Raw genomic sequence first — 23,744 nt, forward strand, 5'->3', positions numbered from 1 at the left:
AACAACGGCCCCGGAACCAACCGCACCGAAGACCGCGTCTAGCCCAGCGTGCAGCGTCAAGGCTCCGACAGCGGCGGCATCGCGATCCGTATCCGGGTGACAGGGGGCGTCCTCCTGGTCGCCCACCTCACGTTCGTCGCCTGGCTCACGCTGCGTCCCCTGGACGTTCCCTGGGTGCTGCCACCCAATCTGCGTCCGTTCGCCGGGATAGAGGCCGATCTGGCGCTGGGCCGGCAGGAGGGGCTGCGCCGCCTCGCCGAGGCCGTCGCGCTGCTCGCCCCGCTGGGCGTCCTGCTGCCCGCGGTGCACGGCAGGCTCGCCGCCTCGCCCCTCGCGTCACTGCTCCGTACGGTCGCCGCGGGCATCCTGATCTCGATGGGCATCGAACTGCTGCAGACCGGGGTGCCGGGCCAGGTGGTGGACGTGGACTCGGTGCTGCTGAACACGGTCGGCGTGACGCTCGTGCACGCGGCCGTCGTACCGGCGGTACGCCGCCGGCTGCGCCGCCGGACCGAGCGCGCCCACCCGCCGGGGTCGGCCCTGAAGGGCGAGGCTCCTCAGGGTAGGACCCCGACGATTCCCAGGGTCGGGATCGCACCGTAGAGCGACGCTTTGCCCCCTTCGTCTCCGTAGTGTTGCTGCCAGATGAGGCGGCCACGAAACGCCGCCTTTGACCGACGCTCACGAAGGAGCCGCAGATGTCCCGCCTCGCCCGACCCACCAACGGCCGCATGATCGGCGGAGTGTGCGCCGCGCTGGCGCGACGCTTCGGCATGTCGGCGACCACGATGCGCGTGCTGTTCCTGCTGTCCTGTCTGCTGCCGGGCCCGCAGTTCCTGCTCTACATAGGGCTCTGGATCTTCCTGCCCTCGGAGGAGAAGGCGCGCACCGCCTGGTGACCGGCTGACACCCGTACGCCGATGGGGCGCACCCCGTGTCCAAGGGTGCGCCCCGTCGGCGCGTTCGGGAGGGCTCAGCCGAGCGGCAGGCCGTTCACCCCGGTACCGGCGCCGCCGCCGGGCAGGATCTTGCCGACCGGGAGGCCGCCGAGGAGACCGGCGACCGGCTTGGTCGGGCCGCCGGCGAGCAGCTTCTGGGCGAGCGGCTGGGCGGCGGTCCCGCTCGCGTCGGCCGCGGTCTGCCCCTTGGCCAGGGCCTCTCCACCCGGCAGCACCTGGGAGAGGTTCTCCGCGGGCAGCGTCCGGGTCACCGTGTCCAGCGCGGAACCGGCGTCCGGCAGGGCCGGGGCGGCGTTCGCGGCGCCCGCACCGGTGGCGGCGAAGGCGGCACCGAGGGCGGCGACACCGAGGGTCTTGCCAGCAGACTGCTTCATTGAATGCGTCCTCGAAAATGGGATGACGGGGGATGCGAGCGGTGCATGACCGTAAACATGCCGAGGCTCCCGCCGCAAACATCGAAATGCGGACGGATGGTGAACGTCCGTCCGCATTCCCCGTCACCGAAATCCCGCGATCAGCCTTCTTCGGCCGAGGAACCGCTGGTGGAGGCCGTCTGCCGGAACAGCCACTCGGATTTCAGCTCGGCGTAACCGGGCTTGATGACGTCATTGATCATCGCGAGTCGTTCATCGAAAGGAATGAACGCTGATTTCATCGCATTGACGGAGAACCACTGCATGTCGTCGAGCGTGTAACCGAATGCGTCGACAAGGTGCTCGAATTCCCGGCTCATGCTGGTGTGGGACATCAGCCGGTTGTCGGTGTTCACCGTCGCCCGGAAGTGCAGCCGGCGCAGCAGTCCGATCGGGTGCTCGGCGTAGGAGGTGGCGGCGCCGGTCTGGAGGTTGGAGCTGGGGCACATCTCCAGCGGGATGCGCTTGTCGCGGACGTAGGAGGCGAGCCGGCCGAGGTGGACCGTGCCGTCGTCCTTGACCTCGATGTCGTCGATGATGCGCACCCCGTGCCCGAGCCGGTCGGCGCCGCACCACTGCAGGGCCTGCCAGATGGACGGCAGCCCGAAGGCCTCACCGGCGTGGATGGTGAAGTGGTTGTTCTCGCGCTTCAGGTACTCGAAGGCGTCCAGGTGCCGGGTGGGCGGGTAACCGGCCTCCGCCCCGGCGATGTCGAAGCCGACGACACCCAGGTCACGGTAGCGGTTGGCGAGTTCGGCGATCTCCAGGGCACGGGCGGCGTGCCGCATGGCGGTCAGCAGCGCGCCGACGCGGATGCGGTGGCCGCGCTCCCGGGCGAGCCGCTCGCCTTCCCGGAAGCCCTCGTTGACGGCCTCGACGACCTCTTCGAGGCGGAGTCCGGCCGCGAGGTGCTGCTCGGGGGCGTACCGCACCTCGGCGTAGACGACACCGTCCGCGGCGAGGTCCTCGGCGCATTCGCGCGCGACCCGCACCAGGGCGTCCCGGGTCTGCATCACGCCGACGGTGTGCGAGAAGGTCTCCAGGTAGCGCTCCAGCGAGCCGGAGTCGGCGGCCTCGCGGAACCAGACGCCGAGCTTGTCGGGGTCGGTCTCGGGGAGCTGGGAGTACCCGCTGTCGCGGGCGAGTTCGACGACGGTGGCGGGGCGCAGGCCGCCGTCGAGGTGGTCGTGCAGCAGAACCTTGGGCGCCCGGCGGATCTGCTCCGGTGTCGGGGTGTTCGCGATGGTCTGGCTCGTCATTTCCGCACTTTAACGCCTACGCGCGTAGAGCGCCTGGTGGACGTTTCCGTCGATACGTAACGGTGATCCCACGGACGGGTGGCGTACACCCGCGCTTCTGACACTGTTCTGTCATGGCACAGGAAGCGACGCCGGTTCGCACGGCCCGCCTGGGCAGAGCGCTCGGCCCGGAACCGACGACGGTGAGCGGGGTGGTGCTGCTGCTCCCCGGCGGTGACGAGACGTCACATCGCCGCCCCTCCGCGATGTGGGCGGCGGCATCGGTCCGCGCCCTCGGGCGCCGGCTGACCCGCGCGGCACGGGACGAGGACCTGGCCGCGCACGCCGTGCACTACCGCTGGCGGGGGTGGAACGGCACGGAGGCGAATCTGGCCCGGGACGCCAACTGGGCCGTGGAGGAAGCCGTACGGCGTTACGGCGATGTGCCGGTGTGCCTCGCCGGGTTCGACATGGGCGGGCGGGCGGCGCTGCGGGCGGCCGGGCACGAGGCGGTCAACTCCGTCCTCGCCATCGCCCCTTGGCTGCCGGAGGAGGATGTCGCGGCGCCACCCGAACCGGTGAAGCAGCTCGCCGGGCGGCGGGTGCTGATCGTGCACGGGACGAACGATCAGCGCACGGACCCCGAGTTGTCCTTCCGGCTGGCGGCCCGGGCGAAGAAGACGAACCGGGACGTGTGCCGGTTCGAGGTGCACTCGGACGGGCACGGGCTGCACCAGCACCGGGCCGAAGTGCTGTCGCTGGCCGAGGACTTCGTGATGGGGGCGCTGTTCGGGCGGGCGTTCGCCCGCCCGGTGGAGGACGCGTTCGCGGCGCCGCCGCCCCTGGGACTGCGCATGCCGCTCGCGTCCGGCTTCGGGCAGCGGCGGTAACGGCCCTAGGTCGCCAGCAGATTGCCTCTCTTCGACAGCAGGAACTTCTTGAAGGCCGCCACCGGCGGGGTGTCCGGGTGGCCGTCCAGCCACGCCACTCCGATCTCCCGCACCGCGCGCGGAGCGGTGACCGTCAGCTCCACCACCCCCGGCCGGGGTACCGCGGGCGGGGGCAGGAGCGCGACGCCCAGCCCGGCCGCGACCAGGCCGCGCAGGGTCTCCGCCTCCTCCCCCTCGAAGGCGACGCGCGGCTTGAAGCCGGCCTCCCGGCACAGGTCGTCGGTGATCCGGCGCAGACCGTAGCCCGGTTCCAGGGTGACGAAGGTTTCGTCGGCGGCCTCGGCGAGGCGGACGCGCCGGCGGGCGGCGAGCCGGTGGTCGGCGGGGACCACCAGGCGGAGCTTCTGTTCGTCCAGGCGGCGGGCGACCAGGTCCGGGGCGTCCGGCACCGGGGACGTCAGGCACAGGTCCAGCTCGCCCGCGCGCAGCCGCTCGATCATCGCCTCGCCGTAGTTCTGGACCAGGCTGAAGCGCACCCGGGGGTGGTCGGCGCGGAAGGCGCTGATCAGGCCCGGGACCGTCTCCCAGCCCATGGTGTGCAGGAAGCCGAAGGCGACCTTGCCGGTGGCGAGGTCGGCGTCGGCACGGACCTCGTCGGCGGCGCGCTCCACCTCGGCGAGGGCGCGTTCCACCGAGGCGAGGAAGGTACGCCCGGCCGGCGTGAGGGAGACGGTCCGGCCGCGGCGGGCGAACAGGTCGACGCCCAGGTCCTGTTCGAGGCGGACCATGGCCCGCGAGAGGGTCGACTGAGGGACCTGCATCTCCTGCGCGGCGCGGGTGACGTGCTCGGTGCGGGCGACGCCGGCGAAGTAGGCCAGCCGCGGCGCCAGCAGCCTCGACATCTCGGCCCTGTCTTCTGTGTCACTGGACGGTGACGGTCGCGGCTGTGACCTCTGCTGATGCTCCATGGGAACGATTATGGCGATTCCATGCATTGGACGGATGAGTGCGGCCTTCGTACGGTCGAGTCATGTCTCCCGCCAGTACCGGGGCGTCCACCACCGTGGGCGCCGTCACGTCCGTCCCCGCCGCCGACTCCCCCGACTCCCGTCTGACCCCGGGCGGCCCCGGCTACCGCCGGATGAGCTTCGCCCTCTTCCTCGCGGGGGTGGCCACCTTCGCCCTCCTGTACTCCACCCAGGCCCTGCTGCCGCTGATCTCCGGCGAGTTCGGGGTGACGGCGAGCGACGCGAGCTGGACGGTGGCGGCGGCGACCGGCGGTCTGGCGCTGTTCGTCCTCCCGATGAGCGCGCTGTCGGAGCGTTTCGGCCGTCGTACGGTCATGACGGCGTCGCTCGCGGTCGCGGTGACCCTCGGCCTGCTGGTGCCCTTCGCGCCGAACCTGACCGCCCTGGTCGTGCTGCGGGCGGTGCAGGGCGCGGCGCTGGCCGGGCTGCCGGCGTCGGCGACCGCCTATCTGGCCGAGGAGGTCCGCCCCAAGGCGCTGATCACGGCGATCGGTCTGTTCGTCGCGGGCAACAGCGTGGGGGGTATGAGCGGCCGGGTCATCACCGGCTGGGTCGCGCAGGAGTGGGGCTGGCGGGTGGCCGTCGGGGTGATCGGCGCGCTGGCGGTGGCCTGCGCTGTGGCGTTCCGGCTGCTGCTGCCGGCGCCGCGGCACTTCGTGGCGGGCTCGCTGAAGCCGCGGGTCCTCGCCGGTACGGTCCGCGACCACCTCTCCGACCCGCTGCTGCGCCGCCTCTACGCGATCGGCGCGCTGTTCATGACGGTGTTCGGCGGGGTGTACACGGTGATCGGTTACCGCCTGACGGAGGCGCCGTTCGGGCTGCCGCAGGGCATCGTCGGCTCGATCTTCCTGGTCTACCTGGTGGGCACGGTGTCCGCGTCGACGGCGGGGCGGCTGGTGGGCCGCCTGGGCCGCCGGGGCGCGCTGTACGCGGCGGGCGGCACCACGGCGGCGGGCCTGCTGCTGTCGCTGGCCGACTCCCTGCCGCTGGTCCTGCTGGGCCTGGTCCTGATCACCGCCGGGTTCTTCGCGGGCCACGCGGTGGCATCCTCGGCGGTCAGCAAGACGGCGACGCACGGGCGGGCTCAGGCGTCGGCGCTGTACCAGTCGGCGTACTACATCGGCTCCAGCGCGGGCAGCACGGTCGGCGCGATCGCGTTCCACGCGGGCGGCTGGGCGGGGACCGTCGGGGTGGGCCTGCTGGCGGTCGTCGGCGTGGTGGCGATCACGGTGCTCGGGACCCGGGCGGCCCGGCTGGCGGCCCGCGGATTCCCGCCCTGCGGCAAACCCGCCTGACCTGCGCATTTCCCCACTCCGCACGCCATTGTCAGTGGGCTGCGGTAGCTTCCGAAGTGCTGGACGCGATGAGGCGTGCAACACAGGAACGGCCACAGGGGTGGGTGGACGATGGGCAACACGGCGACTACGACGGACCTCGACGAGACACTGGAGCGGCACCGGGTCGAACTGACCGGGTACTGCTACCGGATGCTCGGCTCGTCCTTCGAGGCGGAGGACGCGGTGCAGGACACCCTCGTCCGGGCCTGGCGCAGCTACGACAAGTTCGAGGGCCGCTCCAGCGTCCGCTCCTGGCTGTACCGCATCGCCACCAATGTCTGCCTGGACATGCTGTCCGCGGGCAACAAACGGGCCCGCCCGATGGACCTGACCGACGCCACGCCGCTCGCCCAGGCCGCCCTCTCCCCCCGCCCCGACCACACCTGGCTGGAGCCCATGCCCGACGCCCGAGTGCTGCCGACGGTGGAGGACCCGGCCGAGGCGGCCGTCGCCAAGGAGTCCGTGCGGCTGGCCTTCATGGCCGCCCTCCAGCAACTGCCGCCCAAGCAGCGGGCGGTGCTGATCCTGCGCGAGGTGCTGGCCTGGAAGGCGAGCGAGGTCGCCGAGCTGCTCGGCACCTCGGTCGCGTCGGTCAACAGCGCCCTGCAGCGGGCCCGCGCCACGCTGGCCGAGCGCGAGGAGCGGGGCGCGGACGCCTCCGTGTCGAACCCGCTGGACGAGGAGCAGCAAAAGCTCCTGGAGCGTTATGTCGCGGCCTTCGAGGGCTACGACATGACGGCACTGACGGCGCTGCTGCACGAGGACGCCATCATGACGATGCCGCCGTTCGACCTGTGGCTGGCCGGCCCGGCGGACATCACCGGCTTCATGACCACGCTCGGTGCCTCCTGCGCCGACTCCCGGCTGCGGCCCGTCCAGGCCAACGGCCTGCCCGGCTTCGCCCACTACAAGCCGGACGAGGAGACCGGCGGCTACACCGCGTGGGCGGTGCAGGTGCTGGAGATCTCAGACGGGCGGATCACCGGTTTCCACTGCTTCCTCGACACCAAGCGCTGGTTCCCGCTGTTCGGGCTGCCCCTCCACCTCGAAGCGGAGACCGACCAGGCCGAGAAGGGCGCGTAGGGCCGGATCGGGGTCGCGCAGCCGGATCCGGCCGCCGCAGCGCCGGGCGGTCAGCTGGAGCCGCGCCAGCAGGTCGACGGCGCCCAGACCCGGGGGGCCGAGGCCGCCGACGTCGCAGACCACCACCCCGGCACCGGACCCCTCCAGCAGTGCGCGCACGTCGTCGCACAGGCTGGTCACCTGGTCCTTGGTGACGGGTCCTGCCGGCACGAGTACAGCGGGTGTCATGGCGTCCACAACCGGTAGACCGGGCGGGCGCGCGGAACTCATCGGGGGCCGGCGGATGAGCAGCTTCGCCGATACGGCGACGGGACCGGCGGCAATCCGCCGGTCCCGTGCGTCCTGAGGGGAAACCCCGGGTCAGGCGATGCGTTCCAGCACCACCGGCGACGCCGTGAAGGCCGTTCCCGGCGCTGCGATGTCGTAGGAGCCCTCCACCGCCCGGAGCGCGTAGTCGAAGCGTTCCGGGGTGTCGGTGTGCAGGGTCAGCAGGGGCTGGCCCGCGCGGACTGCGTCGCCGGGCTTGGCGTGCATCTCCACGCCCGCGCCCGCCTGGACCGGGTCCTCCTTGCGGGCCCGGCCCGCGCCGAGGCGCCAGGCGGCCACGCCGATGCCGTACGCGTCGAGGCGGGTCAGGACGCCCGACGCCGGCGCCGTGATGACGTGCTGCTCCTTCGCGACCGGCAGTTCGGCGTCCGGGTCGCCGCCCTGCGCCGCGATCATCCGGCGCCAGACGTCCATCGCCGAGCCGTCGGCGAGGGCCTTGGCCGGGTCGGCGTCGCGGATGCCCGCCGCCGCCAGCATCTCCCGGGCCAGCGCGATCGTCAGCTCGACCACGTCCGAGGGGCCGCCGCCCGCCAGGACCTCCACCGACTCGCGGACCTCCAGCGCGTTGCCCGCGGTCAGGCCCAGCGGGGTCGCCATGTCCGTGAGGAGCGCGACCGTCTTCACGCCGTGGTCCGTGCCCAGGCCCACCATCGTGGACGCCAGCTCACGGGCGTCCTCGATCGTCTTCATGAAGGCGCCGGTGCCCACCTTCACGTCCAGCACCAGCGAGCCGGTGCCCTCGGCGATCTTCTTCGACATGATCGAGGAGGCGATCAGCGGGATCGCCTCGACCGTGCCGGTGACGTCCCGCAGCGCGTAGAGCTTCTTGTCCGCGGGGGCCAGTCCGTCGCCCGCCGCGCAGATCACCGCGCCGGTGGTGTCGAGGACGGACAGCATCTCCTCGTTCGACAGCAGCGCGCGCCAGCCCGGGATCGACTCCAGCTTGTCCAGCGTGCCGCCGGTGTGGCCGAGGCCGCGGCCCGAGAGCTGGGGCACGGCCGCGCCGCACGCCGCCACCAGGGGCGCCAGCGGCAGCGTGATCTTGTCGCCGACGCCGCCGGTGGAGTGCTTGTCGGCCGTCGGACGGGACAGGGACGAGAAGTCCATGCGCTCGCCGCTCGCGATCATCGCGGCCGTCCAGCGGGCGATCTCACGCCGGTTCATGCCGTTGAGCAGGATCGCCATGGCGAGCGAGGACATCTGCTCGTCGGCGACCTCGCCGCGGGTGTACGCGTCGATGACCCAGTCGATCTGCTCGTCGCTGAGCTCACCGCGGTCCCGCTTGGTGCGGATCACGGAGATGGCGTCCGACAACACAACAGCCATGGCTTTCCTTCCGACGTTCTCAAGAAAGTGCGCGGCCCCCCTGAAGCGGTTCAGAGGGGCCGCACGGGAGTTACTTGGCGAGATGGCCCGGGCCGAAGGCCTGCGGCAGCATCTGCGACAGCGGGAGGATCCCCGCCGGTGTCTCCAGCAGCAGCTCGGCCCCGCCGAACTCGTACAGCAGCTGCCGGCAGCGGCCGCACGGGACGAGGATCTCGCCCCTGCCGTCCACGCAGGTGAAGTGCGTGAGCCGGCCGCCCCCGGTGCGCTGCAGCTCCGAGACCAGACCGCACTCGGCGCACAGGCCGAGGCCGTAGGAGGCGTTCTCCACATTGCAGCCGGAGACCGTGCGGCCGTCGTCGACGAGGGCCGCGACGCCGACCGGGTAACCCGAGTAGGGGGCGTAGGCGTGGCTCATCGCCTCCCGCGCCACCTCCCGCAGGGCGTCCCAGTCGAAGTCGCCCGGCGTCACTTGCCCTGGCCCTTCCGGTACGGCAGACCGTCCGCCTTGGGCATCCTGAGGCGCTGGGCCGACAGGGCGAGGACGATCAGGGTGATGACGTACGGCGTGGCCGAGACGACCTGGTTCGGGACCTCGTTGGTGCCCGCGTACCAGGCGAAGACCAGGGCGCCGATGAGCAGGGTGATCGCGGCGGCGGTGTACTTCTTGCGGATCGCCAGCCAGATCGCGCCGATGACCAGCAGCAGCGCGCCGAGCAGCAGCAGGGCGTGGACGTTCTCCGAGCCGCCGCGCAGGTTGAGGCTGTCGGTGTAGCCGAACAGACCGGCGCCGAGGGCGAGGCCGCCCGGCATCCAGTTGCCGAAGATCATCGCGGCGAGGCCGATGAAGCCGCGGCCGGAGACCTGGCCCTCCAGATAGAAGGGGTTGGCCACGATGGAGAGGAAGGCGCCGCCGAGGCCGGCCAGACCACCGGAGATGATCACGGCGATGTACTTGTACTTGTAGACGTTCACGCCGAGGGACTCGGCGGCGATCGGGTTCTCACCGCAGGAGCGCAGCCGCAGACCGAACGCCGTGCGCCACAGGATCCACCAGGTGGCGGGGATCAGCGCGACCGCGATCAGGGTCAGCCAGGACACGTTGGTGACCAGGCCGCCGAGCAGTCCGGCGATGTCCGAGATGAGGAACCAGCCCTGGTCGTTCAGATCCCGGAGCCCGTCGGACAGCCCCGGCACGGTGAAGTGGCCGAGCGATTCGACCGCCGGGGACTGCTTGGCGGAGCCGCCCTGGTGGCCCACGAAGGCGAGGGGGGCCAGGTAGCGGGTGGCGCCGAGGGCGAGGATGTTGATCGCCACACCGGAGACGATGTGGTTGACGTTGAAGGTGACGGTGACGAAGGCGTGCAGCAGACCGCCGAGGCAGCCGCCGATGATGCCGACCAGGACACCGGTCCACGGGCCCCACTGGAAGCCGGCCCAGGCGCCGAACCAGGTGCCGAGGATCATCATGCCTTCGAGGCCGATGTTGACGACGCCCGCCCGCTCGGCCCACAGACCGCCGAGACCGGCGAGGCCGATGGGCACGGCGAGCTGGAGCGCGGTGGACATCTGGCTGACGTTGGTGATGCCGTCGGCGCCGGTGATGATGCGGACGAGGGAGGTCAGCGCCAGGGCTCCGGCGATGACCAGCAGCAGGACGGGCCACGACAGGCGGCGTCCGGTGGGCGCGGCGGGCTGGAGCGTGGGCTGGTTGACGTCGACCGCTGAGGTCTGGGGGGTGGTCATCGGCCCGCCACCTCCTTCGTGTTGTTGTCGGCGCCGAGCACGTGCCCGGCGGCGAGCTCCGCGCCGACGCGGCGCTGCTGGCGGCGCAGGCCCCACTCGCGGACGGCTTCGTAGGAGACGACGACCGAGAGCACGATCAGGCCCTGCATGATGACCGCGATCTCCTTGTCGTAGTCGTGGAAGTCCAGCTCGGGCGAGGCCTTGTCGAGCCAGGCCCACAGCAGCGCGGCGAACGCGATGCCGACCGGGCTGTTCCGGCCGAGCAGGGCGATGCCGATGCCGAGGAAGCCGATGCCGGTGGGGAAGTTCAGGCTGTAGGTGTGGGTGTCGCCGAGCAGGATCGGCAGACCGGCCAGGCCCGCGATGGCGCCGGAGATCAGCATGGCCGTGAGCACCATGCGCTTGGGGTCGACACCGCTGGCCGCGGCGGCGGACTCGGAGGCGCCGGAGGCGCGCAGGTCGAAGCCGAAGCGGGTGCGGTTGAGGACGACCCAGTAGCCGATGCCGAGCAGCACGGCGAGGATGACCAGGCCGTAGATCTCGCCCGCGTCGCCCATGTCGATGCCGGGGATCCAGCCGGACTCGTGCATCTCGCCGGTGGTGTTGTTGTTGCCGACCTTCACACCGAAGACGTCGGGCAGCCACAGGTAGGCGATGACGGAGGTCGCGATCGCGTTGAGCATGATCGTCGCGACGACCTCGCTGACGCCCCGGGTGACCTTGAGGACACCGGCGATGCCGGACCAGAAGGCGCCGGTGCAGATGGCCGTCAGGAGCAGCAGCGGGACCTGGATCGCGGCCGGCAGGTCGGCGTGGGCGCCGACGATGGCGGCCATCATGGCGGCGAGCTGGTACTGGCCGTCGACGCCGATGTTGAACAGGTTCATCCGGAAGCCGATGGCCACCGCGAGGGCCGCGATGTAGTACATCGAGGCCTGGTTGATGATCAGCACCTGGATGTCGGAGAACGAGGCCTGCTCGAACATCAGGGTGTACGGCTCGACCGGGTTCTTGCCCGAGGCGATGAGTACCACCGAGCTCAGCGCGAAGGCCACGGCGAGCGCGATGACCGGGCCGGCCACCGCGAGGAGCACGCGCTCCTTGTCGAACTTCTTCATCAGCGGGCCTCGTCTTCGCCGGGCTCAGAAGACTCAGGGGCGTCTTCAGCGGTTTCTTCGTGCTCCAGGTGGCCGGTCGCGGCACCGGTCATCGCCGAGCCGAGCTCCTCCGGGGTGATGGTGGCCGGGTCGGCGTCCGCGACCAGCTTGCCGTTGTAGATCACCCGGAGGGTGTCGGACAGGCCGATCAGCTCGTCCAGGTCGGCGGAGATCAGCAGCACGGCCAGGCCCTCGCGGCGGGCCTCGCGGATGTGGTCCCAGATCGCGGCCTGGGCGCCGACGTCCACACCGCGGGTGGGGTGGGCGGCGATCAGGAAGCGCGGACTGTGGCTCATCTCGCGGCCGACGATCAGCTTCTGCTGGTTGCCGCCGGACAGCGAGGCGGCGGTGACGTCGATGCCGGGGGTGCGGACGTCGTAGGCCTCGACGATGCGGCGGGTGTCCTCCTGCGCGGCCTTCGGGTCCAGCCATACGCCCTTGGCGAGGGGCTTTTCGGTGACATGGCCGAGGATGCGGTTCTCCCAGAGGGGGGCCTCCAGGAGCAGACCGTGCCGGTGGCGGTCCTCGGGGATGTAGCCGATGCCCTGCTCGCGGCGCTTGCGGGTGGTCCAGGCGGTGATCTCCTCCTCGGCGAGGCTGATCGTGCCGGAGTCGGCGCTCTTGAGGCCGATGAGGGCGTCGACCAGTTCCGTCTGGCCGTTGCCCTCGACGCCGGCGATGCCCAGGACCTCGCCCGCGTGGATGGTGAAGCTGATGTCGTCCAGCAGGGCCTTGCCGCCGGGCGCCTCGAGGCGCAGCTTGTCGACGGTGATGACCGGGCGGTCGGTGACCGTGGACTCGGCGGTCTCCGGGGTGGGCAGCTCGCTGCCGACCATCATCTCGGCGAGCTGACGCGGGGTCGTCTCGGCGGGGACGGCCGTGCCGACGGTCGTGCCGCGGCGGATGACGGTGATCTCGTCGGCGACGGAGAGCACCTCGCCGAGCTTGTGCGAGATGAAGATGACGGAGAGGCCCTCGGCCTTGAGCTCGCGCAGGTTGTCGAAGAGCGCGTCGACCTCCTGCGGCACCAGCACGGCGGTGGGCTCGTCGAGGATCAGCGTGGTGGCGCCGCGGTAGAGGACCTTGAGGATCTCCACGCGCTGGCGGGCGGCGACCCCGAGCTCCTCGACCAGGAGGTCGGGCTGCACGCCGAGGCCGTAGCGCTCGGAGATCTCCTTGATCCGGCGGCGGGCCTTGGCGCCGATGCCGTGCAGCTTCTCGCTGCCGAGGACCACGTTCTCCAGGACCGTGAGGTTGTCGGCGAGCATGAAGTGCTGGTGGACCATGCCGATGCCGCGGGCGATGGCGTCGGCCGGGGACGAGAAGGTGACCTGCTCGCCGTCGATGGCGATGGTGCCCTCGTCCGGCTTCTGCATGCCGTAGAGGATCTTCATCAGGGTCGACTTGCCGGCGCCGTTCTCGCCGACGAGGGCGTGGACGGTGCCCTTGCGGACGGTGAGGTGGATGTCGTGGTTGGCCACGACGCCCGGGAATCGCTTCGTGATCCCGGCGAGCTCGACGGCGGTCACCTGACCGTTGACCGCCGCGTCGGCCGGAGGGCTGCTGGACGCGTTGATGGCGCACTCTCCTGGGGACGGGGGTCGTCTACGCGCGTAGCGCCCCTACGGCATACAAAGGGGCGACGCACCGCTGACAACGGGGTACGGGGAGCCGGCCCCCCGTACCCCGTCGAGCGGACGTAACCCCGCGGTTACACGCTGCTCAGGGTGTTGCTTGATCGTCAGCTCGACTTGACCTTGATCTCGCCCTTGATGATCTTCTCCTTGGCCGTCTCGATGGCTTCCTGGAGCTCGGCGTTGTCCGCGAACTTCGGGTTGGAGTTCGACAGGCTCACCTCGCCGGTCTTCAGATCGCCACGAACGATACCGGTCTCGGGCTTGCCGTCCTCGACCGACTTCGCCAGGTTGTAGACCGCCTTGGCGACGTCCTTCATCGCCGAGGTGAGGATCGAGTCCTTGTACTTGGCGAGGGCTTCCTGCCGGTACTGGTCGGAGTCGACACCGATCGCCCACACCTTGTTGGCGGCGGCGGCCTCGATGACGCCCTGGCCGGAGAGACCGGCGGCCGCGTAGACGACGTCGGCCTTCTTCTCGATCTGGCCCTCGGCGGCCGTCTTCCCCTTGTCGGGGCTGGAGAAGCCACCCTCCTCCGCGGTCTGCGTGAGGTACTGGGAGAGGACCTTCGCCTTGGGGTTGGTGTCCTTGACGCCCTGCTCGAAGCCGGCCTGGAACTTGTGGATCAGCGGGATGTCCACACCGCCCACGAACCCGACGACGTTCGACTCGGTGCTCTTGGCCGCGGCGACGCCGGCCAGGTAGGACGCCTCCTCCTCGGAGAAGACCAGGTCGGCGACGTTCTTCGCCTCGACCGTGGAGTCGTCCACGATGCCGAAGGTGGTGTCCGGGAACTTCTCCGAGGCGCCCTTGACGGCGGCGGCGTACGCGTAGCCGACACCCACGACCGGGTTGTAGCCCTGCTTGGCCAGCGACTCCAGGCGCTGCTGCTTGTCCGCGTCCGTCTCGCCCTCGGTGGGCTCGACGTCCTGCGTCTCGTAGCCGAACTCCTTCTTCGCCTGCTCCAGGCCCGCGTAGGCCGCGTCGTTGAAGGACTGGTCGCCCTTGCCGCCGACGTCGTACGCGATGGCCAGGCCCTTGTCGCCCTTCGACTCGGACGAGCTCTCGGAGGAGGTGCCGCCGCAGGCGGAGAGCGCGAGGGCCAGAGAGGCGGTCGCTGCGCCTGCGACCGTGATCCGGGAAATCCGGCGCATGTGAGGTGCTCCTAGTCGTACAAGCGCCGGAGGACAGTGCTTCACAGCTTCGGCGCTGGGCTTCGCCGCAGATTAACGCGCGTAGACCAACCTGAAAACCCCTTCTGTCCACCTTGTTATCCGCCCGTGCCCAACGTCACCCGACCCCTGGCCGGAGGCTTGCCGAACGCAAAGGAGAGGTGGCGTTGGGTGACCTTGCCCGGGAACGCCGAAGCGGGCGGGGGCACAGTGCCCACCGCCCGCTCGACGATCCGGACCACCCGGTCCGGTCGGAGGACTACTCCGTCTTGACCTTGATGGTGCCGTCGGTGATGCCTTCCTTGGCCTTGGCCACGGCATCGCTCAGGCCCGCGATCTCGGCCATCTTCGGGTTGCTCTCCGCGAGGCCCACGCCGTTCACCTTCAGGTCGAAGGTCTGGACGCCGGTCAGCGGCTTGTCGTCGTTGACGGACTTGGCGAGGGCGTAGACCGCGCCGCCGACGTCCTTGAGCGCGGAGGTGAGGATGTACTCCTTGTACGCCCCGAGCGCTTCCTGCTGGTACTGGTCGGAGTCGACGCCGATCGCCCAGACCTTCGCCTTGGCGGCCGCCTCGATCACGCCCTGACCGGAGAGACCGGCCGCCTGGTAGACGACGTCGGCCTTCTTCTCGATCTGGCCCTCGGCGGCGGCCTTGCCCTTGTCGGGGCTGGAGAAGCCACCCTCCTCGGCGGTCTGGGTCAGGTACTGCGAGATGACCTTGACCTTCGAGTTGGTGTCCTGCACACCCTGCTTGTAGCCGGCCTCGAACTTGTGGATCAGCGGGATGTCCACACCGCCGACGAAGCCCACGGTGTTGGTCTTGGTGGCCTTGGCGGCGGCGACACCGGCGAGGTACGAGGCCTGCTCCTCGGCGAAGACCAGGGAGGCGACGTTGTCGCCCTCGACCACGGAGTCGACGATGCCGAAGGTGGTCTTCGGGTACTTCGCGGCCACGGCCTCCATGGCGGGGCCGTAGGCGAAGCCGACGCCGATCACCGGGTTGTAGCCCTGCTTGGCGAGGGAGGCGAGCCGCTGCTCCTTGTCGGCGTCCGTCTCACCCTCGGTGGGCTCGATGTCGGCCGTCTTGTAGCCGAACTCCTTCTGGGCCTTCTCCAGACCGGCGTACGCGGCGTCGTTGAAGGACTGGTCGCCCTTGCCGCCGATGTCGTACGCGATCGCGAGGCCGAGGTCCTCCTTGGAGGAGCCGCTGTCGCTGTCGTCGCTGCTGGTACCGCCGCAGGCCGTGGCAGCGAGCGCGATGGACGCGACCCCCACCGCGACACGGGTCAGTTTGGATGTCCGACGCATCGTGAAGTTCCCCATTCTCCAAGCCCCGCAGTGGGTGCTGAGTTCGGCGCACAGTAACGCGCGTAGACACTCCTGGGAACGGGGTACCGCGTGGCCGTTATCCATTCGTGCCGATGGCCGGTTACGTCCCCGTGAACCACTGGACGGAAAATATGCATTCCTGGACATCCCGGTGTGCCTGTCAGTGCCGGGGCGCATGGCTGAGCGCCCTGGGGCCAGGCTCCACCCGGGTGCCTCCGGTCGCAACCGGAGTGCCCCCTACAGGTCGATCAGCGCCGCCGCCGTGAACAGCTCCACGCCCACCGTGATCGCGTGCTCGTCCACGTCGAAGTCACCCTGGTGGAGGTCGCGCACCGTGCGCTCGCCCGGCGTGCGGACGCCGAGCCGGGCCATCGCGCCCGGCACGTGCTCCAGGTACCAGGAGAAGTCCTCGCCGCCGAGGCTCTGCTCGGTGCCCTCGACGGAGTCGGCGCCGCGGCGGGCGATCATCGCGTCGCGGAGCAGTTCGGTGACACCGGGGTCGTTGACGACGGGCGGCACCCCGCGGACGTAGTTGATCTCGGACTTGGCGCGGTACAGGTTGGCGACCTCGTCGATCGCGGCGACCACGATGTCCGGCGCCTGGCGCCAGGCGGCGATGTCCAGGCAGCGCACGGTCCCGGAGAGCTCGGCGTGCTGCGGGATGACGTTCGGCGCGTGGCCGGACTCGATCCGGCCCCAGGTCACGGCGAGTCCGCTACGGGTGTCCACGCGCCGGGCGACCAGCGCGGGGACGTCCGTCACCACCCGGGCGACGGCGGTGACCAGGTCGGTGGTCAGATGCGGGCGCGCGGTGTGGCCGCCGGGGCCGCCCAGCGCGATCTCCAGACGGTCGCAGGCGGAGGTGATCGGGCCCTCGCGCAGACCGACCCGCCCGGCGTCCACCCGGGGGTCGCAGTGCACGGCGAGGATCCGGCCGACGCCTTCGAGCGCCCCGCTCTCGATGACGTCGGCGGCGCCGCCGGGCAGGACCTCCTCGGCGGGCTGGAAGATCAGCCGTACCGGCCGGGGCAGCAGGCCCTTGCCGTGCAGGTCGGCCATGACCAGGCCGGCGCCGAGCACCACGGTGGTGTGCACGTCGTGTCCGCAGGCGTGCGCCCGGTCGGGCACGGTCGAGCGGTACGGGCAGTCGGTCTTGGCGTCCGGGATGGGCAGGGCGTCGATGTCGGCCCGCAGGGCGAGCGCGGGCAGCCCGTCGTCCCAGTTGCCGATGTCACACACGAGCCCGGTCCCCGCGGGGAGCACCCGCGGCTTCAGGCCCGCCTTCTCCAGCCGCTCCTTGATCGCGGCGGTGGTACGGAACTCCTGGTTGCCGAGCTCGGGGTGCATGTGCAAGTCACGGCGGAACGCGACGAGTTCGGCACGCAGCGCCTCGGGGAGCGTGCCGGGAAGCGACGCTTCCCCGGCTTCGACGCGGAGATCGGCCTCGGACTCTACGGACATCAAGTGCTTCACCCTCTGAAGGGTAGGACGCCCGGGTGGTCAACTGACCCTCGATCAACAAAAGTTCAGCCCGTTAGGGGAAGAAAAACTGACCGCCAGGCGCATAGGCGTGGTCTGGGATGGGTAAACTCCCGCTCTTTTCCGAGCGAGTCGATCATGATTACTCATCCGCTCTCCTACCAACCCTTACCACGCCGCGGACAGTCCTGTCGGTTCTGTTCATCTGTCGGAAGCCGGCGTCGAGGCGTCCTCGAGCGTTTGTGCAGCCTCGACAGCGCGCAGGATGCGGGCCAGGTCGGCCGGGGCGGCGGCCAGGCGGACGGGGGTGCCGGCGTCGTCGAGGTCGGCGGTGTGCCAGCTCCGGGGCACGGTGTCGCCGTCGGTGCCCCGGACCCGGCGCACCTCCTTGACGGTGAGCCGCCGCACGGGGAGGGTCCGCGCCGCGAACCGGCCCGGGCCGGGGGTCACCGCGGGCGGCCGGTCGCCGCCCAGGGCGATGTGGGTGCCGAAGCCGTGCGGGTTGTAGTCGGTGACCTCCAGGAAGCGGGCGGGCAGGAAGACCTCCTCCCGCTCCTCCTCCCGCTCCTCCTCCGGGGCATTCCCCTGCGGGGGTCGGACCCGGGTGGCCCGCCAGGCCCAGGCGGCCATGGCGAGGGTCGCGGCGGTGCCCGCGGCGGCCCAGGCGACGGTCCTCGGGGTGCCGAAGAGGGTCGTGGGGTGGCGGTGGCACAGCGGCAGCAGCCACGCCCCGGTTCCGACGAGGACGGCCGCGAAGGGCAGGGCGGGCGGAAGGACCTCGCCGGCGGGGAGGCGGCGCCCGCGCAGCCGCATCAGCGTCAGGGTCCCGGGGTAGCCCGCGGCGAGGGCGAGTACGGCCGCTACGGCGGCCAGGTCGCCGGGGACGGGGACGTGCTGGCGCCAGACGTGACGGCTCCCGGCGACCTCCATCACCTCGCCGCGCCAGGCGGTGAGCTCGACCCGGTCGCCGGGCTCGAACTCCTGAGCGGCCTCGCGCGACACCGTCAGCCGGTCGATCGGCCGGTCGTCGGCGAAGTACAGGAGGCTGCCGCGTCGCGGCCCGTCCTGTTCGGTGCGCTCGATCACGGCCGGGATGCGCGTCAGGCACTCGCGCCGGTCCTCGGCGGGGGTCGTGGCGGTGCACGGAGCGGCCGCCCGCCACTCCCGGCGGTCGGCGTCGACGTGCGGGACGAGCCAGGCGGCGAGGCCCGCTCCCGCGAGCAGCAGGACGCACAGCACGGGGACCCAGACCGAGCCGCGGCCGGCGGTGCGCTGGGAGACGACGACGAGGTGGTCCGACTCGGGGGCTCCGTGACGGCGGTGCAGGGCGCGCAGGGCGTCCAGGCCGGTGTCGAAGTCGGTGTCGGGCTCGCTCCATGCCACGGGCTGCGGCAGCTGCCGCTCGGACCCGTCGCGCAGCACCAGCAGGACGTGCCGGGACTGTTCGCCCCGGGGCCAGGTCTTCACCCGGATCCGCAGCTCGGCGACGTCCGGCCAGGGCACGGCCCGGCGCCGGGCGCGGATGCCGCGGGCACCGGCGCGGACCTCCGCGGTGGCGAGGCGCAGCGCGGCGAGACCGAGGCCGAGGCACAGCGCGCCGACACCGGCGAGCGGAACCGGACCGCCGAGGGCGAGGGCGAGGGCGGCGAGCACGGCTCCGGCCGCCATGATCCCCACGACGACCCGCAGGCCCCGCCGCCGGCGGGACCGGAAGACGAGGTCATCACCACTGTTCACACCGTTCACAGCGGCCATATTGCACGGGTCCCAGGCGAGTGCGGGAGCCCGTGGCGCAGGAGAGGCGTTCCTGCCGGCTCGCGTGCCCGGCTAGACCGCCGTCGTCACCGCCGCCAGCCGGTGGACGTCCTTCGCCGAGCCCGTGACCCCGGACAGGAAGCCCTGCGCCCGGGGGGAGGCGTGGTCGGTCAGCCAGGTGGGGTCGATGTCGCAGACCGCGACCTTCACATCGGTGCCGGCCAGGGCCAGGGGGAGGGTGTGGACGACCGTGGACGGGAAGCTCAGGATCGTCCTGCCGATCGGGCCCCGGCGGGCGATCAGTTCGAGGGGGAGGTCCGGGCGGACTATCTCCAGCCCGGTCTCGACCGCGAGGCGGTGGAGCTTCTCCGTGCTCTCGCGGCGGTGGGCGAAGTAGCGGGTGGCGCCGTGCGCCTTGGCGAGGGTGCGGACCGCTTCCACGTAGCGCTCGGCGTCCACCACGCCGGTCTCCACCAGCGAGGTGCCGACCAGGTCCGCGCCCTTGCCGATGCGCGGCGGGCCGAAGCGGGCACGGGTCCAGGCGAAGTCGTTCGCCGACACCGCCAGGCCCGGCAGGGTCTCCTCCATCGGCATGGAGGAGAAGATCTCGACCCTGCGGTCCTCCCCGGGCGTCAGCCGGCGGCGGGCCACCGAGGAGACCGGGGTCAGGAGCAGGTCCCGGGGGCCGCGGCGGCCGCCCTTGCGGTGCCAGCGCACCAGGCGCTCGCCGCGGGCCAGCTGGGCGACGAACTCCATCGTCGCCGTGCCGTCGTCGACCACCACCAGGTCACGGGCCCGGGTGATCGTCAGCAGCAGCTGGACGTAGCGGGAGAAGGGGTCCCCGAGGACCACGCGGGGTGCCCGGCGCAGGGTGCCCGCCAGGCCCGCGATCGTCTGGAAGGGCGCCGTCGCGCCGCTGCGCGCCTCCTCCCAGCGGACCTCGTGCCCCTCCTCGCGGGCCAGCTCCGACATGCGTCGCAGCTGGCCGCGGGTCATCGGATCGATCGGGGAGAGGACCACCAGGGTGAGCCCCGCGCCGAGCGCCTGCTCCTGGGCATGCGCCCACTCCAGCACGTTGAGCAGCTGTACCGGACTCTCGACGAACGCGAGAGTGCGGGAGCCGGCGTTCCCGGCGCGGGGGCTCATCTACGTACGACCGTCCCGTCGTAGGAGGATCGGGGAAGGGTGGTGGGTCAGACCGACAGCGGCTCGCCCGCGGCCGCGGCGATCTCCGCCTCGGCGACGACACCCTGGACGCGGCGCAGCTTCTTCATCGGGCCCAGCTCGGAGTCGTAGACCTTCTTGACGCCGTCGCCGAGGGAGGACTCGATCGTGCGGATGTCGCGCACCAGGCGGGTGAGGCCCTGCGGCTCCACCGAGGCGGCCTGGTCCGAGCCCCACATGGCGCGGTCGAGGGTGATGTGGCGCTCGACGAAGGTGGCGCCCAGGGCGACCGCCGCGAGGGTGGTCTGCAGGCCCGTCTCGTGGCCGGAGTAGCCGATCGGGACGTTCGGGTACTCGGCCTGGAGGGTGTTGATCACGCGCAGGTTGAGCTCCTCGGCCTTGGCCGGGTAGGTCGACGTGGCGTGGCAGAGCAGGATGTTGTCCGAGCCGAGGACCTCGACCGCGTGGCGGATCTGCTTCGGGGTGGACATACCGGTGGAGAGGATGACCGTGCGGCCGGTGGCGCGCAGGGCGCGCAGCAGCTCGTCGTCGGTCAGCGAGGCGGAGGCCACCTTGTGGGCGGGGACGTCGAACTTCTCCAGGAAGGCGACGGCCTCGGTGTCCCACGGGGAGGCGAACCAGGCGATGTTCCTGGACTTGCAGTACTCGTCGATCTGGCGGTACTCGTCCTCGCCGAACTCCACCCGGTGGCGGTAGTCGATGTAGGTCATGCGGCCCCAGGGGGTGTCGCGCTCGATGTCCCACTGGTCGCGCGGGGTGCAGATCTCGGGGGTGCGCTTCTGGAACTTGACCGCGTCGCAGCCGGCCTCGGCCGCCACGTCGATCAGCTTGAAGGCGTTCTCCAGCTCGCCGTTGTGGTTGATGCCGATCTCGCCGCAGATGTAGACGGGCTGACCGGGGCCGGCCAGGCGGGAGGAACCGAACGTACGGAGACGGGAGTTGGTGCTCATGGCGTGAACTGTCCTTACTTGGTGAGGGAGTCGAGAGAGGGGCCGAGGATCCAGCTGGCGATCTCTCGGATCGCGCCGTCGCCACCCGGGACGGTGGTGACCGCGCGTGCGGCGCCGCGCACGACGTCGTGGGCGCTCGCGACCGCCACGGGCCAGCCCACGAGGGCGAAGCACGGGAGGTCGTTGACGTCGTTGCCGACGTAGAGCACGCGCTCAGGCGCGATGCCCTGCTCCTCGCACCACTGCTTCAGTGCGAGGTCCTTGCGGTCGATGCCGTGCAGGACCGGGATCTTGAGCTTCCGGGCCCGGGCGGCGACCACAGGGTTCTGCTCCGTGGAGAGGATCAGCATCGTCAGGCCGCTCCTGCGCAGGGCGGCGATGCCGAGGCCGTCCCCGCGGTGCACGGAGACGAACTCCTTTCCATCGGTGTCGATCAGCACCCGGTCATCGGTCTGGGTGCCGTCGAAATCCAGGACGACCGCGTCGATGTCGGCGGCGGTCGGCAGCGCGCCGGGGCGGTCCGCGTCGAACAGCGGCGCGAGGGCGCGGGCGCGTGCGAGGTCGTGCGGGTCGTCGATCTCCAGCACGCGCGCGGGGTCGGTGCGGACGAGTTCGGTCCGGCCGAAGAAGCGGTGGTTGTGGGTCCGGAACCCGGCCGCGTCCATCGCGTAGGCGGCGCCGGTCTCCAGGTAGTCCTGGGGACGGTCCTGGCGGCGCGGGCGGTAGGACTTGTCGTGGTTGACGCCGACGCCGCCGTCGGCGGGCTCCTCGGCGTCGCGCCAGACGAAGCCGTGGAAGGGGGCCACGGTGACGGCGGTGTCGGCGCCGTTCTCGACGACGGCCGCCGCGACCCCGTCGATGTCCTCGCGGATCACGAAGGGGCTGGTGCACTGGACCAGCATGACCACGTCGACCGGCGCGCCGTGCAGCGCCTCGTGGGTGTCCATGGCGTGCAGGACGGCCGCCTCGGAGGTGGCCGTGTCACCGGCGATGGCCGCGGGGCGCAGCACCACCTCGGCGCCGGCCTCACGGGCGGCGGCGGCGATGGCCTGGTCGTCGGTGGAGACCACGACGTCGGTCACCAGCCGGGTGGCCAGGCACTCGCGCACCGCACGCGCCACCAGGGGCACCCCGCCGACCGGGGCGAGGTTTTTCGCGGGCACGCCCTTGGAGCCGCCGCGGGCGGGAATGACGGCGAGCACGCGGCGCACGAAGGCGGCGTCCGCCGGGGAGTCGGACATGGATTGCGCTCCAGGATTCGCGGAGGTACGGAGGGCGGCGGGCCCGGACGGCGCGGCGGACAGCGGACGACCGCTCACAGCTCCCCCATCCGCCGGATGACGGGCGCCACCCGCTGCACCCCGTGCCGATAGGCACCACGGGCGGCCCGGCGCACGATCTGCCGGACCGGCCCCGGGTCCCTGTCGTGCGCGGGAGCGCCCGGCAGCGGACTGCCGTCGGGCCCGAGATGGTGGCGGGCGAGGATGCCGGGCAGGTAGCCCGGCGCCGTCGCGGGCGTGTAGTACGGGGTCAGCGGAGCCAGCCCGCCGGGCAGGGCCCGCAACTTGGCGATCCGCTCGCGCGCCGCGTCGAAGGCGGTCTCGTACCCGCCGTCCGCCGCGACGCCCTGGCGGGCCACCCACTGCTCGTCGGGGACCGGACGGTGTCCCTCGTCCAGCTGGTCCCAGGAGGCGAGGCAGCCGGAGCCGACGAAGTGGTGGTTGCCGAGCGTCTCGCGCACCCCGAGGTCGGTGAGCACGACGGTGGGGATCCGCCGGTGCAGGGACTCCAGCGCGGCCGTCGAGCTGACCGTGACCAGCAGGTCGGTACGGTCCAGGACCTCGCCCATGTGGCCGTACACCAGCCGGAAGTTGGCCGGTACGTCCAGCTTCTGCACCAGCTTCTGGTAGGGCAACTCCTCGATGTGCGTGGTGTGTTCGCCCGGCTTGGAGCGCAGCTTGAGCAGCACCTCGCGCTCGGGGTGCAGCCGCGCGTGCCGGACCAGGCGGTTCAGCAGGTACGTACGGTCCTTGCGGCTCTCGGGGACGGAGGGCTGCGCGGCGAAGACGACCGTGTACGGGTCGTGCTCCCCCTCGTAGGGCGCGCCGCCGAGGAACGGCAGCGCCACCTCCGTCACCGCCGAGGCGTCGGCGCCGACCCCCTCGTAGACCGCGCGGAACCGCTCGGCGTCCTGGCGGGAGTTGGCGAGGACGAGGTCGGCACCATGCCGCAGCAGCAGGCCGTCGGCGAGCTTCTCGTAGACGACGCCGACGTAGCCGGTGACGACGACGGGGCGCTTGTCGCGGCCCTCCCAGACCCTCTTCAGTCCGTGCAGCACAGCCTGGACACCACCGCCGACGAGGGCCAGGACGAGGATGTCGTACTCCTCGTCGGCCATCGTGCGCAGGAATTCCACCGTGGTCACCTCGCGCATCGAGGCGGCCTGCACGCCGACTTCCGCCAGTTGACGGGCGGTCGGCGTGGCCCGGCCGCGCAACAGGAATCCATCGAGGGAAGGGGCGACTTGCGTGTCCCCTTCCGCTCCGGCTTCCATGGACGGGCCCGGGGCGATGCGGCCCGCCGTCAGCGCACCCCATTTCCAGCGGGTGTCGGAGTCCGCGAGGACGGCGATACGCGGCGGCTTCGTTGTACTTGCTGGCACGAAGATGACGCTAGGAAGCATTTCCTAGGTATAGCCCAACCGCGAAACAACGAAAAGTTAACAACATCCCACCGCG

Annotated in this window: 22 protein-coding genes; 5 read left to right on the forward strand and 17 right to left on the reverse strand. The window is 71.3% G+C overall.

Features of this window, described 5'->3' with window-relative positions:
- The first annotated feature begins 48 nt into the window (after positions 1–48).
- Positions 49–603, forward strand: a complete 555-nt coding sequence (locus tag ACWD11_RS01830) for a VanZ family protein (RefSeq protein ID WP_389415261.1) — start codon at positions 49–51, stop codon at positions 601–603.
- Between the two features lie 95 nt (positions 604–698).
- Complete coding sequence (locus tag ACWD11_RS01835) at positions 699–899, forward strand: PspC domain-containing protein (protein ID WP_250077959.1); 201 nt, start codon at positions 699–701, stop codon at positions 897–899.
- Between the two features lie 74 nt (positions 900–973).
- On the opposite strand, the gene ACWD11_RS01840 is transcribed toward ACWD11_RS01835, so the two are convergent.
- Positions 974–1,333: an ATP-binding protein gene (locus ACWD11_RS01840; protein WP_389415262.1), complete on the reverse strand. Its 360-nt coding sequence runs from the start codon at positions 1,331–1,333 to the stop codon at positions 974–976.
- Positions 1,334–1,473: 140 nt separating this feature from the next.
- Positions 1,474–2,631, reverse strand: a complete 1,158-nt coding sequence (locus ACWD11_RS01845) for an adenosine deaminase (RefSeq protein WP_451280683.1) — start codon at positions 2,629–2,631, stop codon at positions 1,474–1,476.
- A 113-nt stretch (positions 2,632–2,744) separates the two neighbouring features.
- Here ACWD11_RS01845 and ACWD11_RS01850 point away from each other — a divergent pair, with 113 nt between their 5' ends.
- Positions 2,745–3,500, forward strand: coding sequence for an alpha/beta hydrolase (locus ACWD11_RS01850; protein WP_451280685.1), 756 nt, complete (start codon positions 2,745–2,747; stop codon positions 3,498–3,500).
- Between the two features lie 5 nt (positions 3,501–3,505).
- On the opposite strand, the gene ACWD11_RS01855 is transcribed toward ACWD11_RS01850, so the two are convergent.
- Positions 3,506–4,468, reverse strand: coding sequence for a LysR substrate-binding domain-containing protein (locus ACWD11_RS01855; RefSeq protein ID WP_451280687.1), 963 nt, complete (start codon positions 4,466–4,468; stop codon positions 3,506–3,508).
- 62 nt (positions 4,469–4,530) lie between these two features.
- On the opposite strand from ACWD11_RS01855, the gene ACWD11_RS01860 reads away from it, so the two are divergent.
- Positions 4,531–5,823 (forward strand): MFS transporter, encoded by a 1,293-nt coding sequence (locus ACWD11_RS01860; protein ID WP_451280689.1) that lies wholly within the window; start codon positions 4,531–4,533, stop codon positions 5,821–5,823.
- 111 nt (positions 5,824–5,934) lie between these two features.
- Complete coding sequence (locus ACWD11_RS01865; RefSeq protein ID WP_389415267.1) at positions 5,935–6,948, forward strand: sigma-70 family RNA polymerase sigma factor; 1,014 nt, start codon at positions 5,935–5,937, stop codon at positions 6,946–6,948.
- On the opposite strand, the gene ACWD11_RS01870 is transcribed toward ACWD11_RS01865, so the two are convergent.
- The 14 genes from ACWD11_RS01870 to ACWD11_RS01935 form a co-directional block, all read right to left on the reverse strand.
- Positions 6,832–7,218 (reverse strand): STAS domain-containing protein, encoded by a 387-nt coding sequence (locus tag ACWD11_RS01870; protein ID WP_389415268.1) that lies wholly within the window; start codon positions 7,216–7,218, stop codon positions 6,832–6,834. The genes ACWD11_RS01865 and ACWD11_RS01870 overlap by 117 nt on opposite strands.
- Positions 7,219–7,308: 90 nt before the next feature.
- Positions 7,309–8,592 carry a thymidine phosphorylase gene (locus tag ACWD11_RS01875; RefSeq protein ID WP_451281125.1) on the reverse strand — a complete coding sequence of 428 codons (1,284 nt, stop codon included), beginning with the start codon at positions 8,590–8,592 and terminating at the stop codon, positions 7,309–7,311.
- Between the two features lie 79 nt (positions 8,593–8,671).
- Positions 8,672–9,070, reverse strand: a complete 399-nt coding sequence (locus ACWD11_RS01880; RefSeq protein WP_451280692.1) for a cytidine deaminase — start codon at positions 9,068–9,070, stop codon at positions 8,672–8,674.
- Positions 9,067–10,344 carry an ABC transporter permease gene (locus tag ACWD11_RS01885; protein WP_389415270.1) on the reverse strand — a complete coding sequence of 426 codons (1,278 nt, stop codon included), beginning with the start codon at positions 10,342–10,344 and terminating at the stop codon, positions 9,067–9,069. Before ACWD11_RS01885 ends, ACWD11_RS01880 begins: the two co-directional genes overlap by 4 nt.
- Positions 10,341–11,462, reverse strand: a complete 1,122-nt coding sequence (locus ACWD11_RS01890; RefSeq protein WP_389415271.1) for an ABC transporter permease — start codon at positions 11,460–11,462, stop codon at positions 10,341–10,343. Before ACWD11_RS01890 ends, ACWD11_RS01885 begins: the two co-directional genes overlap by 4 nt.
- Positions 11,462–13,030 (reverse strand): ABC transporter ATP-binding protein, encoded by a 1,569-nt coding sequence (locus ACWD11_RS01895; protein WP_389415272.1) that lies wholly within the window; start codon positions 13,028–13,030, stop codon positions 11,462–11,464. The genes ACWD11_RS01890 and ACWD11_RS01895 overlap by 1 nt, the downstream gene beginning before the upstream one ends.
- A 212-nt stretch (positions 13,031–13,242) precedes the next feature.
- Positions 13,243–14,289, reverse strand: a complete 1,047-nt coding sequence (locus ACWD11_RS01900) for a BMP family lipoprotein (RefSeq protein WP_389415273.1) — start codon at positions 14,287–14,289, stop codon at positions 13,243–13,245.
- A gap of 277 nt (positions 14,290–14,566) precedes the next feature.
- Entirely contained in the window at positions 14,567–15,616 is a 1,050-nt protein-coding gene (locus ACWD11_RS01905) for a BMP family lipoprotein (protein ID WP_389415274.1), read from the reverse strand.
- Between the two features lie 258 nt (positions 15,617–15,874).
- Positions 15,875–17,098 carry a M20 family metallopeptidase gene (locus tag ACWD11_RS01910; RefSeq protein WP_389415275.1) on the reverse strand — a complete coding sequence of 408 codons (1,224 nt, stop codon included), beginning with the start codon at positions 17,096–17,098 and terminating at the stop codon, positions 15,875–15,877.
- 219 nt (positions 17,099–17,317) lie between these two features.
- The gene (locus ACWD11_RS01915) at positions 17,318–18,853 is read right to left on the reverse strand and encodes a PH domain-containing protein (RefSeq protein ID WP_451281127.1); all 1,536 of its coding nucleotides are present in this window, start codon (positions 18,851–18,853) and stop codon (positions 17,318–17,320) included.
- A gap of 90 nt (positions 18,854–18,943) precedes the next feature.
- A complete protein-coding gene (locus tag ACWD11_RS01920; protein ID WP_389415276.1) occupies positions 18,944–20,017 on the reverse strand; it encodes a hypothetical protein in 1,074 nt (357 codons plus the stop codon).
- Positions 20,018–20,064: 47 nt separating this feature from the next.
- Entirely contained in the window at positions 20,065–21,006 is a 942-nt protein-coding gene (locus ACWD11_RS01925; RefSeq protein WP_389415277.1) for an N-acetylneuraminate synthase family protein, read from the reverse strand.
- 14 nt (positions 21,007–21,020) lie between these two features.
- Positions 21,021–22,247, reverse strand: coding sequence for a cytidylyltransferase domain-containing protein (locus tag ACWD11_RS01930; protein WP_389415278.1), 1,227 nt, complete (start codon positions 22,245–22,247; stop codon positions 21,021–21,023).
- A 74-nt stretch (positions 22,248–22,321) separates the two neighbouring features.
- Positions 22,322–23,668: a DUF6716 putative glycosyltransferase gene (locus ACWD11_RS01935; RefSeq protein ID WP_389415279.1), complete on the reverse strand. Its 1,347-nt coding sequence runs from the start codon at positions 23,666–23,668 to the stop codon at positions 22,322–22,324.
- Positions 23,669–23,744 lie beyond the last annotated feature (76 nt).

Source organism: Streptomyces sp. NPDC002776 (assembly GCF_053592195.1).

Excerpts from the sequence above, each read along its gene's own strand:
- ACWD11_RS01835 (WP_250077959.1), top strand. The coding sequence starts at position 699 with ATGTCCCGCCTCGCCCGACCCACCAACGGCCGCATGATCGGCGGAGTG.
- ACWD11_RS01840 (WP_389415262.1), bottom strand. The coding sequence starts at position 1,333 with ATGAAGCAGTCTGCTGGCAAGACCCTCGGTGTCGCCGCCCTCGGTGCC.
- ACWD11_RS01845 (WP_451280683.1), bottom strand. The coding sequence starts at position 2,631 with ATGACGAGCCAGACCATCGCGAACACCCCGACACCGGAGCAGATCCGC.
- ACWD11_RS01850 (WP_451280685.1), top strand. The coding sequence starts at position 2,745 with ATGGCACAGGAAGCGACGCCGGTTCGCACGGCCCGCCTGGGCAGAGCG.
- ACWD11_RS01855 (WP_451280687.1), bottom strand. The coding sequence starts at position 4,468 with ATGGAGCATCAGCAGAGGTCACAGCCGCGACCGTCACCGTCCAGTGAC.
- ACWD11_RS01860 (WP_451280689.1), top strand. The coding sequence starts at position 4,531 with ATGTCTCCCGCCAGTACCGGGGCGTCCACCACCGTGGGCGCCGTCACG.
- ACWD11_RS01865 (WP_389415267.1), top strand. The coding sequence starts at position 5,935 with ATGGGCAACACGGCGACTACGACGGACCTCGACGAGACACTGGAGCGG.
- ACWD11_RS01870 (WP_389415268.1), bottom strand. The coding sequence starts at position 7,218 with ATGAGTTCCGCGCGCCCGCCCGGTCTACCGGTTGTGGACGCCATGACA.
- ACWD11_RS01885 (WP_389415270.1), bottom strand. The coding sequence starts at position 10,344 with ATGACCACCCCCCAGACCTCAGCGGTCGACGTCAACCAGCCCACGCTC.
- ACWD11_RS01890 (WP_389415271.1), bottom strand. The coding sequence starts at position 11,462 with ATGAAGAAGTTCGACAAGGAGCGCGTGCTCCTCGCGGTGGCCGGCCCG.
- ACWD11_RS01900 (WP_389415273.1), bottom strand. The coding sequence starts at position 14,289 with ATGCGCCGGATTTCCCGGATCACGGTCGCAGGCGCAGCGACCGCCTCT.
- ACWD11_RS01905 (WP_389415274.1), bottom strand. The coding sequence starts at position 15,616 with ATGCGTCGGACATCCAAACTGACCCGTGTCGCGGTGGGGGTCGCGTCC.
- ACWD11_RS01910 (WP_389415275.1), bottom strand. The coding sequence starts at position 17,098 with ATGTCCGTAGAGTCCGAGGCCGATCTCCGCGTCGAAGCCGGGGAAGCG.
- ACWD11_RS01920 (WP_389415276.1), bottom strand. The coding sequence starts at position 20,017 with ATGAGCCCCCGCGCCGGGAACGCCGGCTCCCGCACTCTCGCGTTCGTC.
- ACWD11_RS01925 (WP_389415277.1), bottom strand. The coding sequence starts at position 21,006 with ATGAGCACCAACTCCCGTCTCCGTACGTTCGGTTCCTCCCGCCTGGCC.
- ACWD11_RS01930 (WP_389415278.1), bottom strand. The coding sequence starts at position 22,247 with ATGTCCGACTCCCCGGCGGACGCCGCCTTCGTGCGCCGCGTGCTCGCC.